Annotated in this window: 16 protein-coding genes; 15 read left to right on the top strand and 1 reads right to left on the bottom strand. The window is 42.3% G+C overall.

Annotation, left to right across the window (positions count from 1 at the left end):
• The first annotated feature begins 35 nt into the window (after window positions 1-35).
• From CVV21_10805 to CVV21_10740, 14 genes are all read left to right on the top strand, one after another.
• On the top strand, window positions 36-6,209 hold the full coding sequence (locus tag CVV21_10805) for a hypothetical protein (GenBank protein PKL90876.1): 6,174 nt from the start codon (window positions 36-38) through the stop codon (window positions 6,207-6,209).
• Window positions 6,124-8,511 (top strand): penicillin-binding protein 1C, encoded by a 2,388-nt coding sequence (gene pbpC, locus CVV21_10800; protein PKL90875.1) that lies wholly within the window; start codon window positions 6,124-6,126, stop codon window positions 8,509-8,511. Before CVV21_10805 ends, pbpC begins: the two co-directional genes overlap by 86 nt.
• Window positions 8,508-9,623 (top strand): hypothetical protein, encoded by a 1,116-nt coding sequence (locus CVV21_10795; GenBank protein PKL90874.1) that lies wholly within the window; start codon window positions 8,508-8,510, stop codon window positions 9,621-9,623. The genes pbpC and CVV21_10795 overlap by 4 nt, the downstream gene beginning before the upstream one ends.
• Window positions 9,623-9,817: a hypothetical protein gene (locus CVV21_10790; protein ID PKL90873.1), complete on the top strand. Its 195-nt coding sequence runs from the start codon at window positions 9,623-9,625 to the stop codon at window positions 9,815-9,817. The genes CVV21_10795 and CVV21_10790 overlap by 1 nt, the downstream gene beginning before the upstream one ends.
• Window positions 9,818-10,022: 205 nt before the next feature.
• Window positions 10,023-10,949: a hypothetical protein gene (locus tag CVV21_10785; GenBank protein PKL90872.1), complete on the top strand. Its 927-nt coding sequence runs from the start codon at window positions 10,023-10,025 to the stop codon at window positions 10,947-10,949.
• The gene (locus CVV21_10780; protein ID PKL90871.1) at window positions 10,937-11,695 is read left to right on the top strand and encodes a hypothetical protein; all 759 of its coding nucleotides are present in this window, start codon (window positions 10,937-10,939) and stop codon (window positions 11,693-11,695) included. The genes CVV21_10785 and CVV21_10780 overlap by 13 nt, the downstream gene beginning before the upstream one ends.
• Window positions 11,692-13,899 carry a primosomal protein N' gene (gene priA / locus CVV21_10775; GenBank protein ID PKL90870.1) on the top strand — a complete coding sequence of 736 codons (2,208 nt, stop codon included), beginning with the start codon at window positions 11,692-11,694 and terminating at the stop codon, window positions 13,897-13,899. The genes CVV21_10780 and priA overlap by 4 nt, the downstream gene beginning before the upstream one ends.
• 212 nt (window positions 13,900-14,111) lie before the next feature.
• Entirely contained in the window at window positions 14,112-14,501 is a 390-nt protein-coding gene (locus tag CVV21_10770; protein PKL90869.1) for an NADPH-dependent 7-cyano-7-deazaguanine reductase QueF, read from the top strand.
• A complete protein-coding gene (locus CVV21_10765) occupies window positions 14,474-16,057 on the top strand; it encodes a hypothetical protein (protein ID PKL90868.1) in 1,584 nt (527 codons plus the stop codon). Before CVV21_10770 ends, CVV21_10765 begins: the two co-directional genes overlap by 28 nt.
• A 435-nt stretch (window positions 16,058-16,492) precedes the next feature.
• Entirely contained in the window at window positions 16,493-17,971 is a 1,479-nt protein-coding gene (locus CVV21_10760; protein PKL90867.1) for a phospholipase, read from the top strand.
• Between the two features lie 14 nt (window positions 17,972-17,985).
• A complete protein-coding gene (locus CVV21_10755) occupies window positions 17,986-18,327 on the top strand; it encodes a hypothetical protein (protein PKL90866.1) in 342 nt (113 codons plus the stop codon).
• A gap of 14 nt (window positions 18,328-18,341) precedes the next feature.
• Window positions 18,342-18,908, top strand: a complete 567-nt coding sequence (locus tag CVV21_10750; GenBank protein PKL90865.1) for a TIGR00730 family Rossman fold protein — start codon at window positions 18,342-18,344, stop codon at window positions 18,906-18,908.
• 101 nt (window positions 18,909-19,009) lie between these two features.
• Window positions 19,010-20,488, top strand: coding sequence for a transcriptional regulator (locus CVV21_10745; GenBank protein PKL90864.1), 1,479 nt, complete (start codon window positions 19,010-19,012; stop codon window positions 20,486-20,488).
• 78 nt (window positions 20,489-20,566) lie between these two features.
• A complete protein-coding gene (locus CVV21_10740) occupies window positions 20,567-20,884 on the top strand; it encodes a hypothetical protein (protein PKL90863.1) in 318 nt (105 codons plus the stop codon).
• 606 nt (window positions 20,885-21,490) lie between these two features.
• Here the strand turns inward: CVV21_10740 and CVV21_10735 are convergent.
• Window positions 21,491-22,207 (bottom strand): short-chain dehydrogenase, encoded by a 717-nt coding sequence (locus CVV21_10735; GenBank protein PKL90862.1) that lies wholly within the window; start codon window positions 22,205-22,207, stop codon window positions 21,491-21,493.
• 170 nt (window positions 22,208-22,377) lie between these two features.
• Between CVV21_10735 and CVV21_10730 the strand changes: the two genes are divergently transcribed.
• Complete coding sequence (locus tag CVV21_10730) at window positions 22,378-22,935, top strand: dCTP deaminase (protein PKL90861.1); 558 nt, start codon at window positions 22,378-22,380, stop codon at window positions 22,933-22,935.
• Window positions 22,936-22,945: the final 10 nt, after the last annotated feature.

The following is a 22,945-nucleotide window of genomic DNA, read 5'->3' as shown; positions in this document are numbered from 1 at the left end:
GTGTTATAATCTAAAAAAAATCAGGGGAGGGTAATATGGCTAAAATACCCAAAAAAGGTTTTATGAAAGGCGCTTTGTTTACAGGGAAATTAATTCTTTTTTTTGTTATTCTTCCGTTTCTTGCGTATCTGTTAATACCAAAATTAAATTATCAGGTGGTCAGGGAATTTCAGAGCTTTATCAGTACAATTCGTAATTTCTTAACCGGAGCGCCAAAATTTGTGCTTCTTGGCCTGCTTTTGTTGTTATTGGCTTATTTCAGGAAAAAGAAGTGGGGTAAAGAAAGGGAACTTACAAAAGGCGCCCTTATTTTTATCGGCGCGTTTTTTGTGACAGGGTGGTTAAGGAATCTGTATTTCAGAGGTTTAAACTCATATATCACAAGCTTCAACATGTTTTACATCCTCCCGCTGCTTTCCTATTATATATACAGGTATATGGAAGAGATTGGCGCGTTTTTAAAGTTTATATGGGAAAAAGTATCGGGGTTTTTTGTAAAAATTTCAAAGTTTGTATGGGCTAAGCTTAAAAGCCTTTTTTCGGTTATTAAGAATAAATTTGCCCCCGCGGCTTTTGGCAAGGTTAAGGGTATAAAGGACAAAAGAAAAAAACTTTCAATCGCTGCTGCGGTTATACTTGGGCTTATACTTTTAAAGGTTGTATTAAGCGCGATTTCCGGGAAATTTCTTGTTACTGTTGCCGACATATCGCCTAAAGGCGAAGTGGATACAAGCGTAACAATAAGGGCGGAATTTACCGCGCCGGTCAAGCTTAAAAATGAAACCACACCAGCGAAATTACTGGATATTTCTCCTGATATTACTGGCGTATATGAATTCCAGAATGAAAAAACGATAGTCTTTAAACCGGACGCGCCTCTTCCGCCGGCTGCATCATACACGGTAAAGGTAAATACAGAAAATTTTGCAGCGCTGGGAAAGAAAATAGTGGGCGGGAAAAAAGTTTCTTTCAATACTCCGCTGTTAAAAATAGTTGACCACAGGTATTTCTTTGACAGGGATGTCATTACAGATACGGAAAAAGAACTGATAGGCGAAATAAACTTTAATTATCCCGTGGAAGAGCAGGCTTTAAAAAACAGCCTTCGCGCGTTTAAAAAAGTAGTGACCTCAAAAGGGACAAGTGAATCGCCCCTGGAATACAGGCTTGAAAAATCCGACCAGCCCACAAGATACTACATAAAAATAAAGGATTTCAACAGAATCTATGACAGGCAGTATATTAAAGTTTTAATTCAGAAAGATTTGATGTGCGCGGAATGTAAAAGTGAAATGGGTACTGAATATGCAAAAGAAATCGGGATTCCTTCGAAAGAATATTTAAGCGTTACCGAAGTAATACCATGGCACACGGAAGGAAGCAGTTCTGTGGCGGTCGGTTTTAACATGCCGATTTCTGAAGAGCAGGTAAAAAAACACATCATGATTATTAAGCCCGCTTCTTTTGGCAAAGAACCGGAAGTTCTGCCTTTCAAAGTTTCCACCGAATACAGGTTTGCCATGCTTGAAGCGGATTTCCAGCCCAATATAACATACGAAGTTAATGTGTCAAAAGGGATAGTTGCAAAAACCGGCGAGCCCATGCCAAACGACTATTCCAACAGGGTGACGCTTAAAGATATGCCGTCAATGTGCGATTTTGCGGAACAGGGTGAAATTTTATCCCCTGACGGAAACATGAATATTGCGGTTAAAACAATGAACCTTGACCGGTTTAACGTATATGTAAATAAAGTTTTTAAAAATAATCTGGTCTATTACCTCAGCAGCGGAAGCTACTACAATACCGGCAAGCGCGTATTTGATACGGTGCACGAAATTTACGGCGGGCAGATAAATCAGGAACAGACCGAATTTATTAATATGAAAAGCCTGAATGACCAGCCTTTTAAGGGTGTCTTTTTTGTGGAACTGCGCGACCAGCGCACGTATGAAACAAAAAGAAAGACGGTCCGCTGCACCGATATCGGGCTTATGGCAAAGGTTTATGACAACACACTGCTTGTAAAAGCCGTGTCTGTAACCAAACTTAACCCTATGTCCGGTGTGACGGTAAAACTTATGTCCACTGATAATCAGGTGATTAAGCAGATGACAACAGACGCGGAAGGCAGGGTGCAGTTTGACAATTACAACAAAAACTTTTACGAATTCAACCCGTTTTTAATTCTGGCCGAAAACGGGGAGGATTTTTCATACCTGACCCTTGGGGCGGATATGACAAATAATTACCTGTTTGATACCGGCGGCGAAAGAAACGGCGAGTACGGGTTAAAGGGTTTCTTAACCTCTGAAAGGGGTCTGTACAGGCCGGGAGAAAAGGCATTTATTACCGCCATAGTCAGGGGTGATAATAACACGACGCCGCCCGCTTTGTTTGTGGAATGCGTGATACAAAATCCGCAGGGCGGAAACTTCTACATTAAAAAAGTTCAGACAAATACAAAAGGCATGGCGGTTTTTGAAGTGCCCATAGCGCTTGGCGCGCAGACAGGCGAATATTCCGTGCAGCTTATAGTGCCTGATTCGCAGAGGCGCAGTATCGGCAGCACCTCAATAAAAATAGAAGAGTTCATTCCGGATAAAATAAACGTGGCAATAACAACTGATAAAGAAACTCTTATTCCCGGCGATCCGTTAAGGTTCAGGGTAAAAGCAAATCAGATGTTTGGGCCGCCTGCTGCGGGCAATAAAGTAAACGCGCAGGTGGAATTTGTGCAGCACGCCTTTACGCACCCTTCATTTAAAGGGTATGTGTTCAGCGATCCGGAAAGGTCATATGATGCAAGGACGGAAAGGCTTGGAACTGAAAAATTAAACGAAATTGGTAACTTTGATTATGAAGTCCGCATACCGGGCGCGGTGCTTCCGCCTTCCGCTTTAATGGCGGAGGTTTACGCGGAAGTTTTTGACGACGGCGGAAGGGCTGTAGGCACCATGAAAAGGATTCCGGTGCATGTTTATAAATACTATCTTGGCGTCAAAGTGCATGATGAACGCAAAGTTTACAAAAAAGGCGATAAAGTAATAATAGACCTTGCCGCGGTAAACGGTGAAGGCGTTGAAGAAAATATCAAAGATGTTCAGGTGCTTGTAAAACGCACTGTGTGGTATTCCATGTTCCGCAGAAACCGCTGGAACAGGGATTATTACGCCTCTTCCAATTACAGCGAAGTGGTAATTAATAAAGCCATGGATATCAATGGAAAAGCCACGCTGGAAATTGACGCGGATACAGAAGGCGAATATACAATTTACGCGGGAAGCGAGCAGGGCATGAGGACCGGGATAAAATTAAACGTAAGCGGCCCGGGCTATACCACTTATGACATGACAAAAGCGGACAGGGTGGAAATAGTTCTTGATAAAGACAAATACCTGCCCGGCGATAAAATGAAGGCGGTCATCAACGCGCCTTTTTCGGGCCGCGCTTATGTGACGCTGGAGCGTGAAAAAGTATTCGCGGAAAAATACATAGAACTGGAAAACGGCAGCGCTGTGGTTTATTTTGATATAAAAGATGAATATCTGCCCAATGTTTATTTGAATGTAATGGCGGTAAGAAAACCTGAAGAAAAATATACTTCTCTTCCGTTTATGTCCGCGGGTATTGCCACGGTTTCAATAAACCGGTCGGCAAAGGACCTTGCGCCAAAAATAATCTGCGGCGAAGAGGTGATGTCCACTGACGGCATTAATGTAAAAGTAAGGCTTGGCAAGGCAAAAGCAAATGCGGCTGTGGTGCTGGCCGCGGTGGATGAAGGCATCCTTCAAATAATAAGGTTTGAAACGCCGGATCCGCTTGAATACTATTACAGGAAAAAAGCGCTTGAAACTCAAAGTTATTCCATAATGAATAAAGTACTGACAGATGTAAATGCCACAAAACGGGCGATAGGCGGCGACTATTATGAACCGCTTCAGAAACATTTAAACCCGGTAATCGCGAAACGGGTGGAATCTTTTGCCAGGTTCTCCGGCATACTTTATACGGATGAAAACGGTGAAGTAAGCTACAAGTTTGAATCCGCCAGGTTTAACGGCAAGGCAAGGATAATGGTACTTGCGGTGGACGGCGGCCAGTTTGGTTCCGCGGATAAATTTGTAAATATAGTGGACCCTATTGTTATAACCCCTAACCTGCCAAGATTTTTAGCGCTGCTTGATGAGTTTGAAATGCCGGTCAGAATTTATAATAATACCGGTTTTTCCGGCACGTTTACGGCAAGGATAGATACGCAGGGGCCCATTACAGTTTCAAAAGGGGAAGGGACAGAAATTTACCTTGAGAACAAAAAAGAAAAGAAGTTAACTTTCTCCGGAAAAGCGTTAAAAGAAGCCGGCGCCGCGAAGCTTGACATAAATGTAACCGGCAACGGGCAAAAAATGTCGGTTAAGCGCGAATTAAGCATAAGGCCTGCGGCCCACCTTGAAACAAAAGTGGTAAGGGGCAAGCTGGAACCTGGAAAAGAAATAACCGGCAAAATTCCGCAGGAGTATATAAAATTTGGAAAAAAAGTAAGGCTCTTTGTATCCAAAAGCAGGCTGGCGGAATACGCGCCGGCGCTTGAATATCTTGTACGTTATCCTTACGGCTGCCTTGAACAGACTGTATCTTCAGTGTTCCCGATGCTTTATTTAAAAGACCTTGGAGTGGCGCAATGGATGATAAAGGATTATGCCGCGAATGTGGACGCGTACATAGAAGAAGGAATTAAGAAACTGAACAAGTTTGTCATGGGTGACGGGACATTAACATACTGGCCGGGCGGAAACGGCGCAGCATCAAGATATCTGTCGCTTTATACCGCGCATTTCCTTGTAGAGGCAAAAAGGCAGGGTTACAATGTGCCGGAAGACCTTTACCGGCGCGTGCTTGACAGGCTGGGTATAAAAGAAAATCCGGATGAACCCGCGCAGCAGCAGGGGCGGCTTGACAGGCGTGCATACAACCAGGAAATAAGCGAGTATGAAACGTCAAACAACATTTACAAAATGTACATACAGGCGCTTGTGGGAAGGCCGGATACAAAAAAGATGAATTACATTGAAAGTTTGTACATGCTTTATCTTAAGAAAGACAAAAAGGTAAGCGCGGCAATGAAAGAGTTCGCGAAACAGCTGGAAAAGACAAAATATCTGCCGGGCACGGAACAGCGCGACATAATGGTAAAAGGCGGGCTTATTTACAAGGATGCCAAAAGGTTTATTGAAGGTACCGATGAGTCCGATAAAATGCTGCTTTCCATGTCGTATTCTTATGCCGATAACAGGGATGCCGCAAAAATGGTACTGTACGAGGATTTCAAGTCCAAATATATGCTTAGGGAATTAAGCGAATCGTTTAATTCATATACGCGTAACCTTGGAATGTACTTAAAAGCGGCCGCGCAGGCAGAGGCAAAAGAGACAGCGCGCACAAAAATAACGGAAAACCTGCTTATAGAAAGGGTCAGGGATGACGGCTCTTTCGGCAGCACGCAGGAAACAGCGTGGGCGTTAATGGGGCTTGCGGAATTAAACAACCTTCCCGGACGTAACGGCGAAATGAGCGCGGACCTGTATGTGAACGGCGCGAAACACAGCACCATTAAAGATGAAGGCAAAGGTTTTTATTCTGATACAAAAAACGTGTGGAAAGAGTACACGGTAAAAAACAGCGGTGAAACGCCTTTATACTACAATTTTTACACGGAAGGAACCCCGCTTGAAAAAAGGCCTAAAAGTTATTCTAACGGGCTTAAAGTATCAAGAAAGTATTTTGATGAAAACGGCAAAGAGATTAACCTTACTAATGTCGTGCAGGGGAAACTTATAGTTGTATCTGTTGAACTTGAAGCCTTAAACGGCAGGTCCCTTGATAACGTAATAGTTGTGGATATGCTGCCGGCAGGGTTTGAAATTGAAAACCCAAGGTTAAGGACAAGCGGATTCCTAAAATTCACTCCGGCGTCCGACATGGCGCTTGAATATCAGGACATTCGCGACGACAGAATACTTCTGTTTACCGGCGCTTTCTCGGGTAAGACAACCTTCTCTTATGCGGTAAGGGCGGTTACACCGGGCAAGTACACCATACCCAACATATTCGCGGAAGCTATGTATGATCCGGATATCAAAGCGGAGACGCATGAAAAAGAATACCTTGTTGTTTCGCCTGAAGCAATACCTTCTAAAGCCGGCAAATAAACCGGTATTGATAACAGCGGCCGCGGTGCTTTTGCCCGCGGCCGTATGGTTTTTGCTTAACGTTTTTTTCCCTTTGCCGCTTTACAGGCTGCAGGAAGATTACTCTGTCCTTCACATCACGCAGGAAAACCGGCTGTTAAGGCTGGGTCTGTCCCCGTCCGGAATGTACCGTATAAAAACCCCGCTTTCAGATATGCCCGAATTCATAAAGCGCGGTATTGTGGAATATGAAGACCGTATGTTTTATTTTCACCCGGGTATAAACCCTTTTGCCGTGGCGCGCGCCGCTTTTCTTAATGTGACCAGTATGCGCGTGGTATCCGGCGGTTCCACCATTACAATGCAGCTTGCCAAACTTATAGAGCCAAGAAAAAGGACTATGGGCGCAAAAATAATAGAAGCTTTCAGGGCGTCGCAGCTGGAAGTGAATTTTTCAAAGAAACAGATTCTTGAAATGTACCTGAATAATATTCCGATGGGCGGAAACATAGAAGGAGTGGCTGCGGCGTCATATCTATATTTTAATAAAGCCCCAATTAATTTAACTTTTCCCGAAGCCGCGCTTTTAATAGCCCTGCCAAAATCACCGAATTCGCTAAGGCCTGACCGCAGCCCGCAGAGGGCGCGTAAAGCAAGGGATGAAGTGATAAAAAGGATAGGCGGAATTTTTGGGGAAGGTATAAATACCGCCGCACAAGAACCTGTGTCTGACAGAAGATACAGCAATCCATACAGGCTGCAGCACCTTGTAAATAAAAGGATACATAACAGCGGATACGTAAGAAAATACTTTATTGATGAAGCGCTTCAGGCTATGTGTGAATACCGGCTTAAATTTGCGTCCCGAGAGCTTAAAGATTACGGCGTTTTTAACGGCGCTGTAATTGTGGCGGATAACCGCACGATGAATGTTGTGGCTTATGTGGGTTCGCCTGATTTTCAGGATAAAGAACACTGCGGCGAGATTGACGGTGTTTCCATAGTGCGTTCGCCGGGTTCGGCGTTAAAACCTTTTGTTTATGCCATGGCGGCGGAGCACGGCATGATAACGCCAAAAAAAATCCTGTACGATATTCCAAGGGACTATGACGGGTACTCGCCTGTTAATTCCGACCGCAAGTTTTCCGGGCTGGTAACGGCTTTTGACGCGCTGTCACGTTCTTATAACAGCACGGCAGTATATCTTGAATACAGCCTTGGCGCCAACGGCCTGCTGGGATTTCTAAGAAAAAATGGGTATTACGATATGAAAAGAAGGGACACAAATCCGGGCCTTGCGGCGGCGCTTGGCGCGTATCCCGTAAGCCTGGAAGAACTTGTGACAATGTATTCCGCCATCGCGAATTACGGCCTTTTAAGAAAACTAAATTTTATACATAAAGATATTAAAGCGCAGGAGGAACCGGTAAGGGTTTTTTCCGCGGGCACCGCCTACATGATAACGCAGATGCTGGCAGAAGCGGTAAGGCCTGACCTTCCGCAGGCGTGGGAATTCACCCATTCAAGGGGCAAAGTGGCTTTTAAAACAGGGACATCTTTTGGATACGGCAACGCGTGGTGCGTGGGTTATAACCCCGATTATACCGTGGGCGTATGGCTTGGAAATGCGGACGCCTCGCCGTCATTTAAACTTGTGGGCATTAAAGCAGCGGCGCCGGTGGTAATTGAAATTTTTAATTATCTTACGCGCAGCAGGGATGTGTGGTTTGACCCGCCCGCGGATATAGGAACAAGAAAAATCTGCTCTGTCTCCGGGCAGCCGGCCGGGCCGTACTGTAAAAAGACGGATGAAGATATATATATTAAGGGAATCAACACAGAGCCGGCATGCAGGGTGCATAAAAAAATATATGTGAATAAAAAGACAGGGTTAAGGGCGGATCCCGGTTCTTTTAAGAATCCTGATTCTGCATACCGTTCATATGTGGCGGAAATATGGCCCGCCGATATTGCAGCGTATTTAAAGGAAAGAGGGCAGCATCTGGAAGCTGTGCCTGCTTATGACCCGCAGGAAGTATCGCAGAATATAATGTTAAAACCCAAAATAACAAGCCCTGAAAACGGCGGCGTGTATTTCATTACAGAGAGCCTGCCTGAAGATTTTCAGAAGATAACCCTTAAGGCGTCTTTTGCGTCAGGAGTTACGGGCGGAATATGGCTTTTAAACGGCAATCCGGTAAATAAAAGCGCGACGGATGAAGTGTTGTATATCAGCCCCAAGCCGGGCAAGTATTCGCTTACCGTACAGGATGACACAGGGGCGTCGGATTCCATAAGTTTTAAAGTTATGGTGAAAAGGTGAGGGTGCTTCTAAGCGCGGTATTTTTTTTGTTGTTAAGTATTCCGGTATCTGCAGAATCTATAAAAATCAGGGTGCTGAATATATATCATCCGAAATCACTGGAAGCGCTGCAGTTAAACACCGCGGAAAAAATAAAAGTGCGGTACGTGAAGGGTGATAATATTGAAATTATAAGTAATAACGAGAAGATAATAACAAAACAATATTTATTAAATAGCGGCAGTTATGGTGAATATGAAATACGTCTGAACGGTAAAGGCTATATTTATAAAGGAAAGGTGATGTTTTTTGTGCCGCCCGCTGAAAAAGAAGCGGGTGTTATTGTTGAAATGGATATGGAAGATTATGTGGCAGCCAGCCTGGACGGTGAACTTGAAGGGGTATATTCACACCCTGAATCTGATAAAGCATTGGCTGTTGCGATAAGGACTTACGCGGAAAAAAACAGGCAAAGGCACGGCTATTACGACCTTTGTGACCTTACACACTGCCAGCGGTTAAACGGCAGGCCGGAACTTAAAAAGCAAAGTAACATAAAAGCTGCTTTTGAAACACGTGGAATTATATTGAAAGATAAGCAGGGGAAACCTGCGGATATTTATTTTTCAGGGTGCTGCGGCGGAAAAAGCGAATCCGCAGGCAATGTCTGGCGGGGTGAAAATAATATTAAAAGTGTGGTCAGATGCGGCAGCGCAAGCGGCGATTTCTGTGAAAAACATATATTTTACAGGTGGGAAAAAAAGATAAAAGCATCTGAAATAAGAAGCGTGGTAAAAGGCAGTATGGGGGAGCGAATTTCAGGGAGTATTGATTTTATGACAGGGGACACAAGCCCGGGCGGTAATGTCAGGGTAATTAAGATAAAACATAAAAAGGGCATAATTGAAATGGCTGCTGACCGGTTTATCTCTGCTTATGGAAAAAAATATGGCTGGGCAAATATACCGTCAAGAAAGTTTACAGTTACAAAAAAGGGAAGTGATTTTATCCTTAAAGGGCAGGGCGCGGGCCACGGCTGCGGGTTATGCCTGGCCGGTGCGTATGCGCTTGCTTTAAAGGGGTTTAGTTATCAGGATATACTTAAATTTTATTATCCGGGAATGCCGGAATAATGGCAGCTGGGTTTAGATCTGGTAGGCGCACCCTTCAGGGTGCGGCAGTAGATTTTAGATTTGTTTTTACTTCCAATCCTCTGTGCATCCGTCCCTCGGCTTTATCGGGTTTGGGTATGTTTTTTCAGTACGCGCCGAAACTGCTGCGGCTTGGCGGCTCAGCAGCTAAGCGGCTTGGCAACCTGGTTTGGTAATGGTAGCTGCGTCCCTTTAGGGCGCGTTGTTTAGATTTATATTTTTCAAAAAAAAAACAACTTTAACTGCCGCACATAATGCCGAGCAATTTTATTATAGGCTCAGTATTAAAAGGTGCGCCTACCAGATCCAAACCATCCCGTTATTTTTCTGAGCTGCTGAGCTGCCATTCCTCCGTCCCTTCGTTTATGGTATAATGCATCCATGAAAAAAATAATCATGTTGTTATTAATGCTTTTAACTGCTGCTTTTGCCTATGGGCTGCAGCTTATGAATCTTCCCGGAAATTATTATCAGCCATACGGCGATCTGGGAGGCAAAAATTATCTTTCCTGGCACGCCTGGCGCCTTGAAAAGGTTCATGAAATCAAGGTTATTGTATTTAATGAACTTAATAAGGAAGAAACTGACCTTAAGGCTAAAGCACAGGAATATCTGGCTTTGGGCATAAAAACAGAAGATGATAAGGTGATAGCGGTATATCTGAATAAATACATGCGCCGCGGCGCCATAGCAGTTTCGGAAAACCTGAATGATATTATGCCGGTGCAATATCTGGAATACATGGAAGATGACCTTATAGCGCGCATGATGTGGCGCTGGTATACCTCTGACGCGAAAATACTGGGCAAAGTACTTGGGGCTTTTATTTACAGGCTTGAAAAAACCACCCTTTCCAAAGAGGACTTAAGAAAACAAAAAGACGGCATTATAAATATAGATGATAAGGTATATCTGTTTTCCAAAAATCAGCCTTTTAACGACATCATAAAATTTTTTTTTGCCGAACCGATAAGTTTTATGTTTTACTTTCCCTTTATTACATTTTTCTTTCTGGCAAGGGCGCCGGGGCTGTTGTGGGGCAATAAAGTATTTAAAGTGATGAGGGTGTTATGGCTTTTTTTCATGGCGTTAACCACGCTTCTTATTTTGAAAAGGTTTGATGTCTTTTATGCTGAATTTATCTGGGCCTTTTCCCTTGCCTGCGGGCTTATGATGCCTTTATATTTTTATATGGCGGTAATGTACGGCGATAATATCATAATTTCCGCGCAGAACTATGTTAATAAAATAACGGGCGGGGCATTTGACAGCACTAATGCGTTTGAGGGCGAGCAATGGCCAAAATAAAAAGCATAATAATATTTCTTTTAATGGTTGTGTTGTATATATCATCTGCTAACAGCATAAAGGCTGAAAACTGCTTTGATATAATAGGGCTTACGCCGCCTTACGAGCAGTGCCGGTGGACAGCTAAAATAGAACGTGAAGAAGACGGTCAAAAACAGGTAATAGACGCGGTTTTCTATTATATGTGCGGAAAATACAGGGTGGAAGAAAACAGCGGCGGAGTCAATAAAGTTTACATTATTAAGGACGGTAAAATTTACATCCCCAACTATTCATCAAATACCGTATTTGCGGATTCTGCCGCGGAGTACACAAGGTATCTTGGAAAACTGCTTCCTTTTGTGGTAAACGCGAAAAAAAAGGAAGGCGAATCTAAAAGCGCGCTTCTGGGAATCACAGTGTGCGAAAAGATAAATTACGCTGTTTTAAGGCAGTCTTCTTCAATGTATTTAAAGGCTAAATTAACGGAATGGCGTTATGCGAAAAGCGGTTTTGTGAAAGAGATGCAGATTAAAGCGCCGAAGCACGAACTTGATTTTGCGGGAAGCAAAATTACAGCAGGCCCTCTTGTTGAAAGATATAAAATGAAAAAACTTGTAAAAACAAAATTAAAACCGGAATTATTTGATATCCCTGCCGGTATGAAAGTGTATGACATAGCGGCAGAATACAATAAACGAGCCGCACAGCGGGGTATAAACATAAAATCAGAAGGCACGGTTAAGTTTAAGGCGGGTAAAAAGTGAAATACGCAAGTGTGGCGGTTTTCTCAGGTATTGACGCCCTTCTAACTTATGCTGTCCCGGAAAACCTGAATATCATAAAAGGGTGCAGGGTAATGGTACCGTTAGGGCAGAAACTTGCAACCGGAATAGTAATAGATACTAATCTTAAAAACGCGGGCATAGACACAAACCGAATCAAACCAATTGAAAGGGTTGTTGATGAACAGTCTGTCATAAGCGATGAGTTGATGAAACTGGGGCTGTGGCTTGCGCAATATTACATTTCACCGCCCGGAATTGTATTCTCCGCGATGCTTGCCGCTTTGTTAAAGGTGAAATCAAAAAAGATGATACGCTTAAGGGCGGATTTTACCGGCGCGGCAAAGCTTGAGGGGCATGAAAAACTTTTGTATGATTTTCTTTATAAAAGAAGAGGAAAAAAAGCCGATATCAGGGATGCCCAGAGCATACTTAACTTAAAAAATATTTATAAAATTACAGAATCACTTGAAGAAAAAGGCGCGCTGCGTTCCGAATTTTCCGCTAAGGTAAAAGAAAAACGGCAGCCGTCCAAAGCGCCGGACAGCGGGGATGCTGAAATTGAAACCCACAAAGAACTAACAGCGGAGCAGAAACACGCCCTAACCAGAATTAATTCCGCTATAGACGCAAATAGGTTTGCGCCATTTCTTGTATTCGGGGTGACAGGTTCCGGCAAGACAGAAGTTTACATAAAAGCGGCGGAGCATGCGGTAAAGCAGGGGAAAAAGGTAATTGTGCTTGTGCCGGAAATATTCTTAACGCCGCAGATAATGGAGCGTTTTAAAAGGGCGTTTGGGGAACGTGTGGCTGTATATCACAGCGGCCTTGAAGAAGGGGAACGGCTGCATGAATGGCTTAAAATAAAGAACAACGGCGCTGATGTGGTGGTGGGGACACGGTCATCTGTTTTTGCGCCGTTTGATAACATAGGGCTTATAATAGTAGACGAAGAATTTGACAGTTCATATAAACAGGAAAGCGAGCCGCGATATAACGGCCGCGATGTTGCAGTATACCGCGCCAAAATGAATAACGCGGTGGTTATACTGGGAAGCGCCACGCCTTCCGCGGAATCTTATCACAATGCCGTCACCGGAAAATACGAAATGATAAAACTTGAAAAAAGGGTGCACGGAAGGCCGATGCCGGATATTAAAGTGGTGGACATGAAAGCGGACTGGCAGCACGGGCAGGAATTATTTCTGTCAGACCTTCTTATGGACCCGATGAAAGAGACGTTAAAGGCGGGGGAACAGGCAATACTGTTTATGAACCGCAGGGGTTTTTCAAGTTTCATTTTCTGCAAAAAATGCGGACATATAGAAAAATGCGATAACTGCGACATACCGCTTGTTTTTCATAAAGAAGGCAATGACATGCGGTGCCATTACTGTGATTTAAGCGTAAAGCCGACGGTCTATTGCCCTAAATGCAAAAACAGACTTAGTTTTTCGGGCACCGGCACGCAGAAGATAGAAGAAGTGATTACTAAATTTTTCCCCGATAAAAGGATAAAGCGCGTGGATATGGATACCATGGGCGGGAAAAACGAGTATTTTGAAGTGTACAGGCAGATAAAAGAAAAAGAGATAGATATATTAATAGGCACACAGATGATAGCAAAGGGTTTTGATTTTCCCGAAGTGACATTTGTGGGCGTTGTGGGGATAGATTCTGTTTTAAACCTGCCGGACTTCCGGGCTGAAGAAAGGGTCTTTCAACTGTTAACACAGGTGGCAGGAAGGACGGGACGCGGCGGAAAAAACGGGACAGTGGCAATACAGACATACAACCCTGACGCGGTGGGCATTAAATACGTAAAAAAATATGAGATAGAGAAATTCTATCAGGAACAGTTAAGCATAAGAAAAGAAATGAACTATCCACCTTACACCGGGATAATTCAGTTTGTGTGTAAGGACGAGGACCACGATAAAGCTGAAAAAGCAGGGGACAAGCTGCGCGCTGCAATTGATGAACAGATTGAAATAAACAAGATAAGCGGAATAGAAGTGCTTGGGCCGTGCGACGCCCCGCTTTCGCGGATAAGAAATAAATACAGGATAAGCATCCTTATTAAAGGAAAGTCACGCAAAGACCTGAATTTTATAGCCCGCGCCGCAAGAAAAAAAGTAAAAGGCGCGGACGTAACGGTAATTGTTGATCCGGCGAGTACGTTATAAGGCAGAGGTTTGGATGCTTGGAGGCTTAGATGATTGGTAAGTGCGCACTTTTCACGCCGCCGCGGCAATAAAGCTGCGATGGTGGAGGTGACAGGGCTGGGGCAGTTGATTTGGTTTTTGTAATTGTCTTTACCGAGCCTCTAACCATCTAAGCGTCCAAGCATCCGGTTTTTAAATATGTTATAATAATTTTATTATCACAGGAGGTTTAAATGGCAAAAGCTGAAGGAAGGTCGTACAACTTTTTACCTGAATCTAAAATAGATACAAAAGCGCTGGAAACCATAAAATACGACGGCGGAAATCAGCTTATAGAATACAAAACGCGGGAATTTTCCGCTGTGTGCCCATTTTCCGGGCTTCCGGATGTGGCGGAAGTGGTTATTACCTACATCCCTTCAGCTAAAATACTGGAATTAAAAGCTCTTAAATATTACTTTGTCAGTTTCCGTAATGTGGGCATTTATCAGGAAAAAGCCACGGACCGTATTTTTAGTGACATTAAAAAAATATTAAATCCAAAATATCTTCTTGTTGAAACAATTTATAATACAAGAGGGGGGATAGACGCCAAATGCGCGATGGAGTTTGGAAAGCGCTGACAGCAGGCATTCTGCTGACATTTTTTTTAATTTCCTGTGCTGAAAAAAAGCCCGGTATTAAAGAACGCTTTGATTCAGGTGATATTACATCCATAAAATCCGCCCTTACCGACATGTGGCGGTTAAATGACAGCAGTTACATGGTGGATTCCTTAAAATTCCTTGAAGATGAAAAACTGTACCCTTATGCGGCAAAAGCGCTTGCTTTAATGGACTCCCCCATGGCAGACATGATAGTTGTGGGGAGAATGGCAGGGGCAAAAAATAAAAAAGGACACCTTTTATATTTTCTTATATCTTCTAAAAATAGAAAAGCACCGGCAGATGTTTTAACGTTCATAGAAGTAAACTATAAAGATTTAAACAGTCAGGAAAAGACGCTTGCCGACGCGGTGCTTTTTAGAAGCGGCAAGGCTTCTGTATTAACCTTTGATGGTGCTGAAAAATTGGATGCGGTCAGTTTAAATGAAATATGCCTTTTGGCAGGTGAAACGAAATACAGGCAGGCGCTGCCGTTCTTAGCCGCGCTTAAAAATAATACGGATATATCTGCGGCGGCATTGCGGGCAATGAATTTAATTAATTCAAAAAATGTCATTAAATACGATTTTAAAGACAGGGTAATCTCCAAAAACCCGTACTGGGTAAAATATGAAAATAATCCTATAATGCCTATTGTACAAAACTCCTATAAAAGCTGGCACACGGCAAATCCGGATATTCTTATAAATAATAATACAATGTATTTTTATTACAGGGGCGGCGACGGGCATGACAAAATATGCCTTGCCACATCTTCCATGGAAAATTTTGACGCGGTGCATTTTATTGATTATGTAAAAAATCCCATAGTAGGGGTTGGTAAAAAAGGAACTTTTGATGATAACGCCGCGCTTGACCCGGCCGCAATACATTTTAACGGAAAAGTATTTCTTTATTACAGCGGCCTTGGTGAAGGGGATGACAGTATAGGCCTTGCGGTATCAAAAGATTTTTACGATTTTAAAAAATTTAAAAAACCGGTAATTAAAGGCAGGGCGCCGGAAGCGGTATTAAAGGAAGGCGTAATTTATCTGTATTATGTACTGCCAAACGCCAAAACAGGATACTCCATTTACCTTGCCACCTCTGATGACGGTTATAATTTCATAAAGTACTCTGATAAACCGATATTTGAACCTGCGCCGGATGTTAATACATGGGATGGAAAAAGTGTGACCACCCCCAGGATAACAGAGAAAAACGGCATTTATTACATGCTTTATTGCGGGGATAATAAATACATTGATTACCCGCCATTTTTTGGGCTGGCGTATTCCTATGACCTTGTTAACTGGCACCGCGGAACGCAGAACCCTATATTCTCCCGTTCTGCCAAAGGGGCATTTGATGACGGCGGTATTTGGTACGGACAGTTATATGAACATAAAGGGAAAACGTATATGTGGTATGAAGGATGGGGCGGCGGCCCGGAATCACATGATAAAGAGTACGGTCCGGGCAGGTCACAGATAGGCCTTGCGGTGTCGGAGTATGGGATAGAAGAAATGTTTTGAAGGCAGCGGCTCGGCGGGATTGCGGGATGGTTTGGATCTGGTAGGCGCACCCTTTAGGGTGCGGTAGTTGAAATTGGTATTGATTTTGGTTTTGAAAGATATAAATCTAAACAACGCACCCTAAAGGGTGCGGCTACCAAAGCGAAATCCGAAAAAAGGTTTGGTAAAGGTTTGGTAGACGCGGGTCTTTAGCCCGCGGTAGTTGATTGTAAATAAGAGCGAATTAAGCTATAGGCAGATAAGCAGAAGCGGAGAAAAATAAAAAGATAAGCATTAAGCATATAAGCAGAAGCGTAAGCGAAAAATAGAGGTGTATGTTCACGTTATAGCTTAATTGCTTAATCTGCTAATAAGCTATGAGTGAAAAGGCAGAAGCGGAGAGCGGCGGTTTGGTTGGTTTTACTAAGCATCCAAGCATCCAAGCGTCCAACCATCATGTTTAAATACCGGAGGATATCATTGAAAACAAAGTTAAATAAAATCGGGATGGCGCTGTTAATCCTTTGTGGTCTTTTGGTCATAACCATGATAATTAACGCAGTTAAACCAATGCCTAAAGGGACCGATATAACCGGGTCAGCGTATAACATACCGGATGATTCTGTAAAATTCCTGTGCGATGTCACATATGTTGATTCCAAGGGAAAAAGGGTAGTAGAACAGGAAATATTTGATGAAATATTCAGTATGATAAAAGCGGCCGAAAAAGTAATAATAAGCGATATATTTCTGATAAATGGTTTTCAGGGTTCGAAGCCTGAAAACTTCAGAAAGTTAAGTTCTGAATTCTGTAATACTCTTATTAAAAAGAAAACAGATAATCCTGATATCTTTATCTCTGTTACCACTGACCCCATCAATACCCAGTATGGCGGTGTGAAGTCAGAGAATTTTGAAGCAATGAAAAATGCCGGCATTGTTGTTACAATTACCGCCCTTGAAAAACTGCGTGACAGCGTGTTTTTGTATTCAGCGTTCTGGAGGCTTTTCTTTCAGTGGATGGGTAATTCGGATAAGGGTGGGTTACTGCCAAACCTGCTTGCCGCTGATGACAAAAAAATAACCGTGCGGTCTATTTTGCGTTTGTTAAATTTAAAAGCTAACCACAGAAAACTTGTAATTACCGATGCGCCGTCCAATAAGATGTCTGTTCTTATTACATCAAATAACGCAAGCGATGCGTCAAGCGCGCACGGCAACACGGCTGTGCGTATTGATGATTCTGTCTGGAAAGATGCGATAAAAAGCGAGACAGGCATAGCGGAATTTTCCGGGACAAAGCTTGATTATAAACCTGGTGAAGTAAAGGATAAGACCGGCACAACACAAGCCTCTTTTATCAGTGAAAAAGCTATAAAGAGGGAACTTGTAAAAAAGATAAAAGCGTCAAAAAAAGGCTCCTCAATTAAAGTTGTAATGTTTTATTTAAGCGAGCAGGATATTGTAAAGGAACTTGCAAAGGCCGCCAAAAGAGGGGTGGATGTAAGAATTATTCTTGACCCTAATAAAGACTCTTTTGGCAGGCAGCGTGACGGCACTCCAAACAGGCCTGCGGCAAATGAAATTTATGAATTATCGGATAAGCTGGCAAAGATAAGATGGTATAACACAAACGGGGAACAGTGCCACGGCAAGATGTTTATATTTGAAAACAGCGGAAGTTACAGCATGATACAGGGCTCCTGCAATATGACCAGAAGGAACATGGACAATCTTAATCTGGAAGCTGATATAATGGTTGAATCAGGTAAAAAAACGAAGTTTTTTGATAAGGCCGAAGGGTACTTTAACCGGATATGGTCCAATGATGACGGCAATACATATACTGCTGATTTTGAAAAATATAGAGACACAAGGAAGTTATTAAGGTTAAAATACAAACTGCAGGAAATGACTGGCTGGTGCAGTTTTTAAAAAATGGAGGAAATATGATTAAGTTAATTAATGGATTACTTCACGGGTTCAGGGTGGAAGATATGCTTTCGGAAGACGCGGTGGAAAAATTAGCGCAGTTATCAGACGCGCAGCAGAAGGCAGGCCCGCCCACGGCAGATATGATTATGGGATTTTCCGCCGCAGGGCTGTTATGGACTGTTATTTTCAGCGGTGTAGGGGTATTTGCATTTCTTTATGGAAAAAGAAAAGCAAATGCGGTTTACATTGTTGACGGGATACTGCTTATGGCATATCCGATGCTGGTAAAAGATACAACGATGATTGTCCTTGTGGGGATTGTGCTTTCGGCAGTCTTATTTTTCTTTAAAAAATAAAACAGGAGGCAAAGATGAATATTTGCGTGTTCTGTGCTTCTTCTGATGCTGTAGATAAAGTGTATTTTAATGACGCGGTTTTGTTAGGGGAAAAGATGGCAAAAAGGGGAAGCACTCTTGTGTATGGGGGAAGCAATAGAGGATTAATGGGCGCAATTGCCAATACCGTACAGAAAAACGGCGGGAAAGTTATCGGAATTATTCCAAGGGCCATAAAGGATATGGGTGTTGGAAAAGAAGACCTTGATGAAGTGATAATAGCGGAAGGGCTAAGGGAAAGAAAAGCGCTTATGGATGAGCGGTCAGAAGCTTTTGTATTTTTGCCGGGCGGCTCCGGTACTTTAGAAGAGGCAATGGAACTTATAACCTTAAAACAGCTTCATTATCACGACCGTCCGCTGGTATTTCTAAACACAAACGGGTTTTATAACAGCCTGGTTTTCCTCTTCCGCAAGATGCAGGACGAGAAATTCATTAAACCCGATTTTTTCAAGCTGTTTCACATGGCAGAGACGGTGGATGATATTTTTTATTTCTTTGACAACTACAAACCGGAAAAGACGGATACTAAGTGGTTTTAAACCAGTTTCTATATGACTGTATATGAGTTTAAATTGTTGTAAACACAAGTTGAAATTTTTTGGTTTTGTGACGCATTGCGTCACGAATTTATGCAGAATATATGTCGAAGGTGAAAAACATGTATAAAGTTTTCATAAGCAGTGTGCAAAAAGAACTACAGGTTGAACGCAAAACTGTGAAAAACATGATAGAGGGCGACGCCCTGTTTAATGAATATTTCACGCCATATATATTTGAAGGGCGGAAAGCTGCAAAATCACACTCTGCAAAAAAAGAGTACATGGAAAATGCCGCAGAATGCGATGTATATATAGGAATAGTGGGAAATGAGTATGGGGAGAAGGGAAAAGACGGTTTATCGCCGGTGGAAAGGGAATACAATGAAGCGAAAGACAAATGCGTTTATATATTTATAAAAGGCAAAAAAGATGATGCGAGGGAAAAGGAAACGGTTAAGTTTTTAAAAAGGATTAAGGATGAGGAACGTGGACATTGTTATAAACGGTTTGAGACCACGGAAGAACTGCTGGAGATTGTAAGGCACAGCCTCGTGGATTATCTTAAAACTCAGGGTGATATATTTAAAGGTAATTTTGAGGATAGACCTGTAAAAGATGCTACGCTTGCAGATATTGATGATGAAAAAATTGAATGGTTCATAAAGACGGGGACTGCAGTTAAAAGGTTGAAGTTGCCTGCCGGTTCTAAACCGTTTGATGTACTTAAGCATTTTGAATTACTTAATAACGGCAAGCCCACGATAGCGGCTATATTACTTTTTGGTAAGAAACCGCAAAAATACTTCAGAATATCAGAGATAAACTGTGCGCATTATCCGGGAGTGGAAAATGTAAAGCCCATGATATCCCAACACGTATATGAAGGCACGCTTTTTGATCAGGTGGACAATGGCGCGGCTTTTGTTCTGGGAGCTATAAGCAGGGCTGTAATACAAAAACCGGGTAGGGCGGATTTTGACCGCCCATTTGAAATACCGGAGTTTGTAGTGGAAGAAGCTATAACAAATGCCATAGTTCACAGAAACTATGCGTTATTAGGAAGTGTTCAGCTGGGCCTTTTTGCTGACAGACTGGATATATGGAATCCGGGAACACTTATGAAGGGAATGAGTCCTGACATGTTAAAGCAGGTTCATTCGTCAAGGCCAAGGAATCCGAAAATAGCGGAAGTAATGTTCCGCGCGGGGTATATACAAAAGCAGGGTACTGGTATAGCGGAAATGATGAGAAAGTGCAAAGAAAAAGGGCTGCCCGAGCCGGAGTTTAAGTTAATGACAAGTGATGTTTTAATAACTATAGGGCGGGACATATATACAGATGAAATGATGAAAAAGGCAGATTTGAATGAAAGACAGATTGAAGCGGTAAAATTTGTTAAAATAAAAGGGAAAATAACAAATGCTGAATATAGAGAAATATGTCATGTAACAGACAGAACGGCTCTTAGGGATTTAACGGATCTTTGCAAAAAGCATGTGTTTGGTAAAAAGGGTAAAACGGGTAGGAATATAGAGTATTTTTTAAACCGACATAAACCCGACAAAGCCGACAAAAAATAGTACAGTAACCCGACACAAACAAGACAAAGCCGACATTTATATTTTAAGTCTTTTATAGCCGCAGGCTGGGGCTAAAATATATTATTGCAGGGTTTGCCTCCAGTATGCCGGGCTGATAGATTAGGTGGTCAGAATCTGACTCAAAAGAAAGCTGTAATAATCACCGAAATACAAAAAAATACCAGGATAACAAGAAATGAACTTGTGCGCAGACTTTGTATAAATCTATCTGCGGTCCAGAAGCAGATGGAAATATTAAAAGAAAAAGGTGTTATAGTCAGAAAAGGCGGAGAAGAGGCGTGTACTGGGAAGTTAGATAGAGTTAAACACAGAAGAATAGAATTGGTGTTCAAAGTATATATAAAAGTGAACGCACTGCGTTCAGAATTGATTTAGAATTGTTTATTAAAGGTTCGCGGTACAGAAAAGCGTGATACGGGTTATTGGCTCAAATGAGCCAATAACGAGTCAATAACTTTTATGGTTCAAATGAGGCAAAAATGAGCCTTTGATTTTGTGCTGGTTTCAGTCCAGCTAAAGAAAGGTGGATGTTGTAGTCATGCACGGGGTATTGTTCTGTGTTGGAAATGATGAGTTGATAAGGAGGAGAGGGTGTGATAAAAAGTATTATGATTTGCTTACAAAGGCAACTCTTGACTGGAAGACAAGGAAAGAAAAACTGGAGAAGTATATTATAGTTTAATTTTAAATAGTGGGATAAGAGAAAAGTAAATATATGTGAAGGGGGTCTGCCATGAAGAATTTGGGCGGTAAAATTCCGGTTAAATCTCAAAAACAATCAAAAAAAATTCCGAATAAAGGCAGCAGAGATAAAATAAACGGAACTATGGATTTTATGGAAGTTGCTGAAAAGTACGGATTAAAAGATAAGTTTTTTGTGAATGGCAGGCAACGAAAAGCTAAGGTGTAAAAGCACTTAATGAAACCACTGCAAATAAAAAAAGGCGGCACGTATGTGCCGCCTTTTGATTTATATTATTATTACCAGCCCAGAATCTGTTTTTCCTTGTAAAACTCTCCGCTTACAAGGTCTTTTGTGTCTGCGGTGGCTAACCATATAGGGGTTACAATTCCTTCTTCAATTGAAAGGGGAGCCTGCGGGCCGCCTAAATCTGTCTTAACCCAGCCCGGGTCAACGGAAAAAACTTTAACCTTTGTATTTTTCAATTCTTCGCCTAAAAACTTTGTCAGCTGGTTTATAGCTGTTTTTGAAATGCTGTATGACGGATATGGCCCCATTCTTGGAACTGAAAGCTGGCCCAAGCCGGATGAAAAATTAACAATCCTTGCGTCATCAGATTTCTTCATTAACGGCACTATGTTTTTGCATATCCAAACAGGCCCTACAAGGTTAATCTTCATTATCTTCTGGAACATTTCAAGGTTAAGGTTCTCTATTCCTGTTTCGCCGGGTTCGGAATTAACTCCCGCGTTGTTTATCAGGATATCCACCACAGGGAACTTTTTGGCGACTTCTTTGGCAAATTTATTTATTGAATTGGTATCATCCACTTTTACCTGCATTGCAACTGCCTTATAACCTTTTGCTGTCAGCTTTGCCGCGGCTTCTTTTCCTTTTTTTGCATCCCTGCACGCCATTATAACTGTCGCGCCCATTGAAGCAAGTTTCTCTGACATTGCAAAACCAAGCCCGCGGTTGGCGCCTGTTATTATTGCTGTTTTTCCTTTAACGTCCATTTTTAGTACCTCCGATAATTTAATATTTTACCTGACCATTTTAATACATTAGCAGGTAATGTCAACACTCATTTTAACGTTCAAAATAAGAGATTAAAAGGATTTATTGATTTTGTTTTGCATTATGATATAATGCCGAAAATTAAAAAAAGTTTTAAAAGGAGATAATAATGGGCGTGATGAATGATAAATGGATAAAGATGATGGCGAAAAAGGGGATGATAGAACCCTTTCAGGCAAAGCAGGTGGCAAAAGGCGTTATATCTTCCGGCGTATCTTCGTACGGTTATGATATGAGAATATCTGATGAGTTTAAAATTTTTAACCCCGCTTCCAAAACGATAGTTGACCCCAAGAACTTTGATATATCGCACTTCATTGATTATAAAGGAAAAGAATGTATTATTCCGCCGAACTCTTACGTGCTGGCAAAAAGCGTGGAATATTTCCGCATACCGCGCGATATTGTGACAATTACTTTTGGCAAGTCCACTTATGCCAGAAGCGGTATATTTATGAATATAACGCCGTTTGAACCTGAATGGGAAGGGTTTGTCACTATTTCCATTTCAAACCTGACTCCATTACCTGCCAAACTTTACGCTAATGAAGGCATAGCACAGGTATTGTTTTTAAAGGCAGAAGAACCGTGCGAGGTATCTTACGCTGACAAAAAAGGCAAGTATCAGGCGCAGAAAAAGATAACTATCGCCAAGATAAAAAAGTAAATCGGGCAGC

The sequence above is a fragment of the Candidatus Goldiibacteriota bacterium HGW-Goldbacteria-1 genome, from assembly GCA_002839855.1.
In the GTDB taxonomy this organism is placed as follows: domain Bacteria; phylum Oederibacteriota; class PGYV01; order PGYV01; family PGYV01; genus PGYV01.
Note: the sequence above shows the minus strand (reverse complement) of the source record. Positions and strands in the feature narration are given on the sequence as shown.

Coding starts and splice junctions, on each gene's coding strand:
- CVV21_10735 (PKL90862.1), bottom strand. CDS start 22,207: ATGGACGTTAAAGGAAAAACAGCAATAATAACAGGCGCCAACCGCGGG.
- CVV21_10745 (PKL90864.1), top strand. CDS start 19,010: ATGTCGAAGGTGAAAAACATGTATAAAGTTTTCATAAGCAGTGTGCAA.
- CVV21_10785 (PKL90872.1), top strand. CDS start 10,023: ATGAAAAAAATAATCATGTTGTTATTAATGCTTTTAACTGCTGCTTTT.
- CVV21_10730 (PKL90861.1), top strand. CDS start 22,378: ATGGGCGTGATGAATGATAAATGGATAAAGATGATGGCGAAAAAGGGG.
- CVV21_10805 (PKL90876.1), top strand. CDS start 36: ATGGCTAAAATACCCAAAAAAGGTTTTATGAAAGGCGCTTTGTTTACA.
- CVV21_10780 (PKL90871.1), top strand. CDS start 10,937: ATGGCCAAAATAAAAAGCATAATAATATTTCTTTTAATGGTTGTGTTG.
- CVV21_10790 (PKL90873.1), top strand. CDS start 9,623: ATGGCAGCTGGGTTTAGATCTGGTAGGCGCACCCTTCAGGGTGCGGCA.
- CVV21_10750 (PKL90865.1), top strand. CDS start 18,342: ATGAATATTTGCGTGTTCTGTGCTTCTTCTGATGCTGTAGATAAAGTG.
- CVV21_10770 (PKL90869.1), top strand. CDS start 14,112: ATGGCAAAAGCTGAAGGAAGGTCGTACAACTTTTTACCTGAATCTAAA.
- CVV21_10755 (PKL90866.1), top strand. CDS start 17,986: ATGATTAAGTTAATTAATGGATTACTTCACGGGTTCAGGGTGGAAGAT.
- CVV21_10760 (PKL90867.1), top strand. CDS start 16,493: ATGTTTAAATACCGGAGGATATCATTGAAAACAAAGTTAAATAAAATC.
- CVV21_10765 (PKL90868.1), top strand. CDS start 14,474: ATGCGCGATGGAGTTTGGAAAGCGCTGACAGCAGGCATTCTGCTGACA.
- pbpC (PKL90875.1), top strand. CDS start 6,124: ATGATCCGGATATCAAAGCGGAGACGCATGAAAAAGAATACCTTGTTG.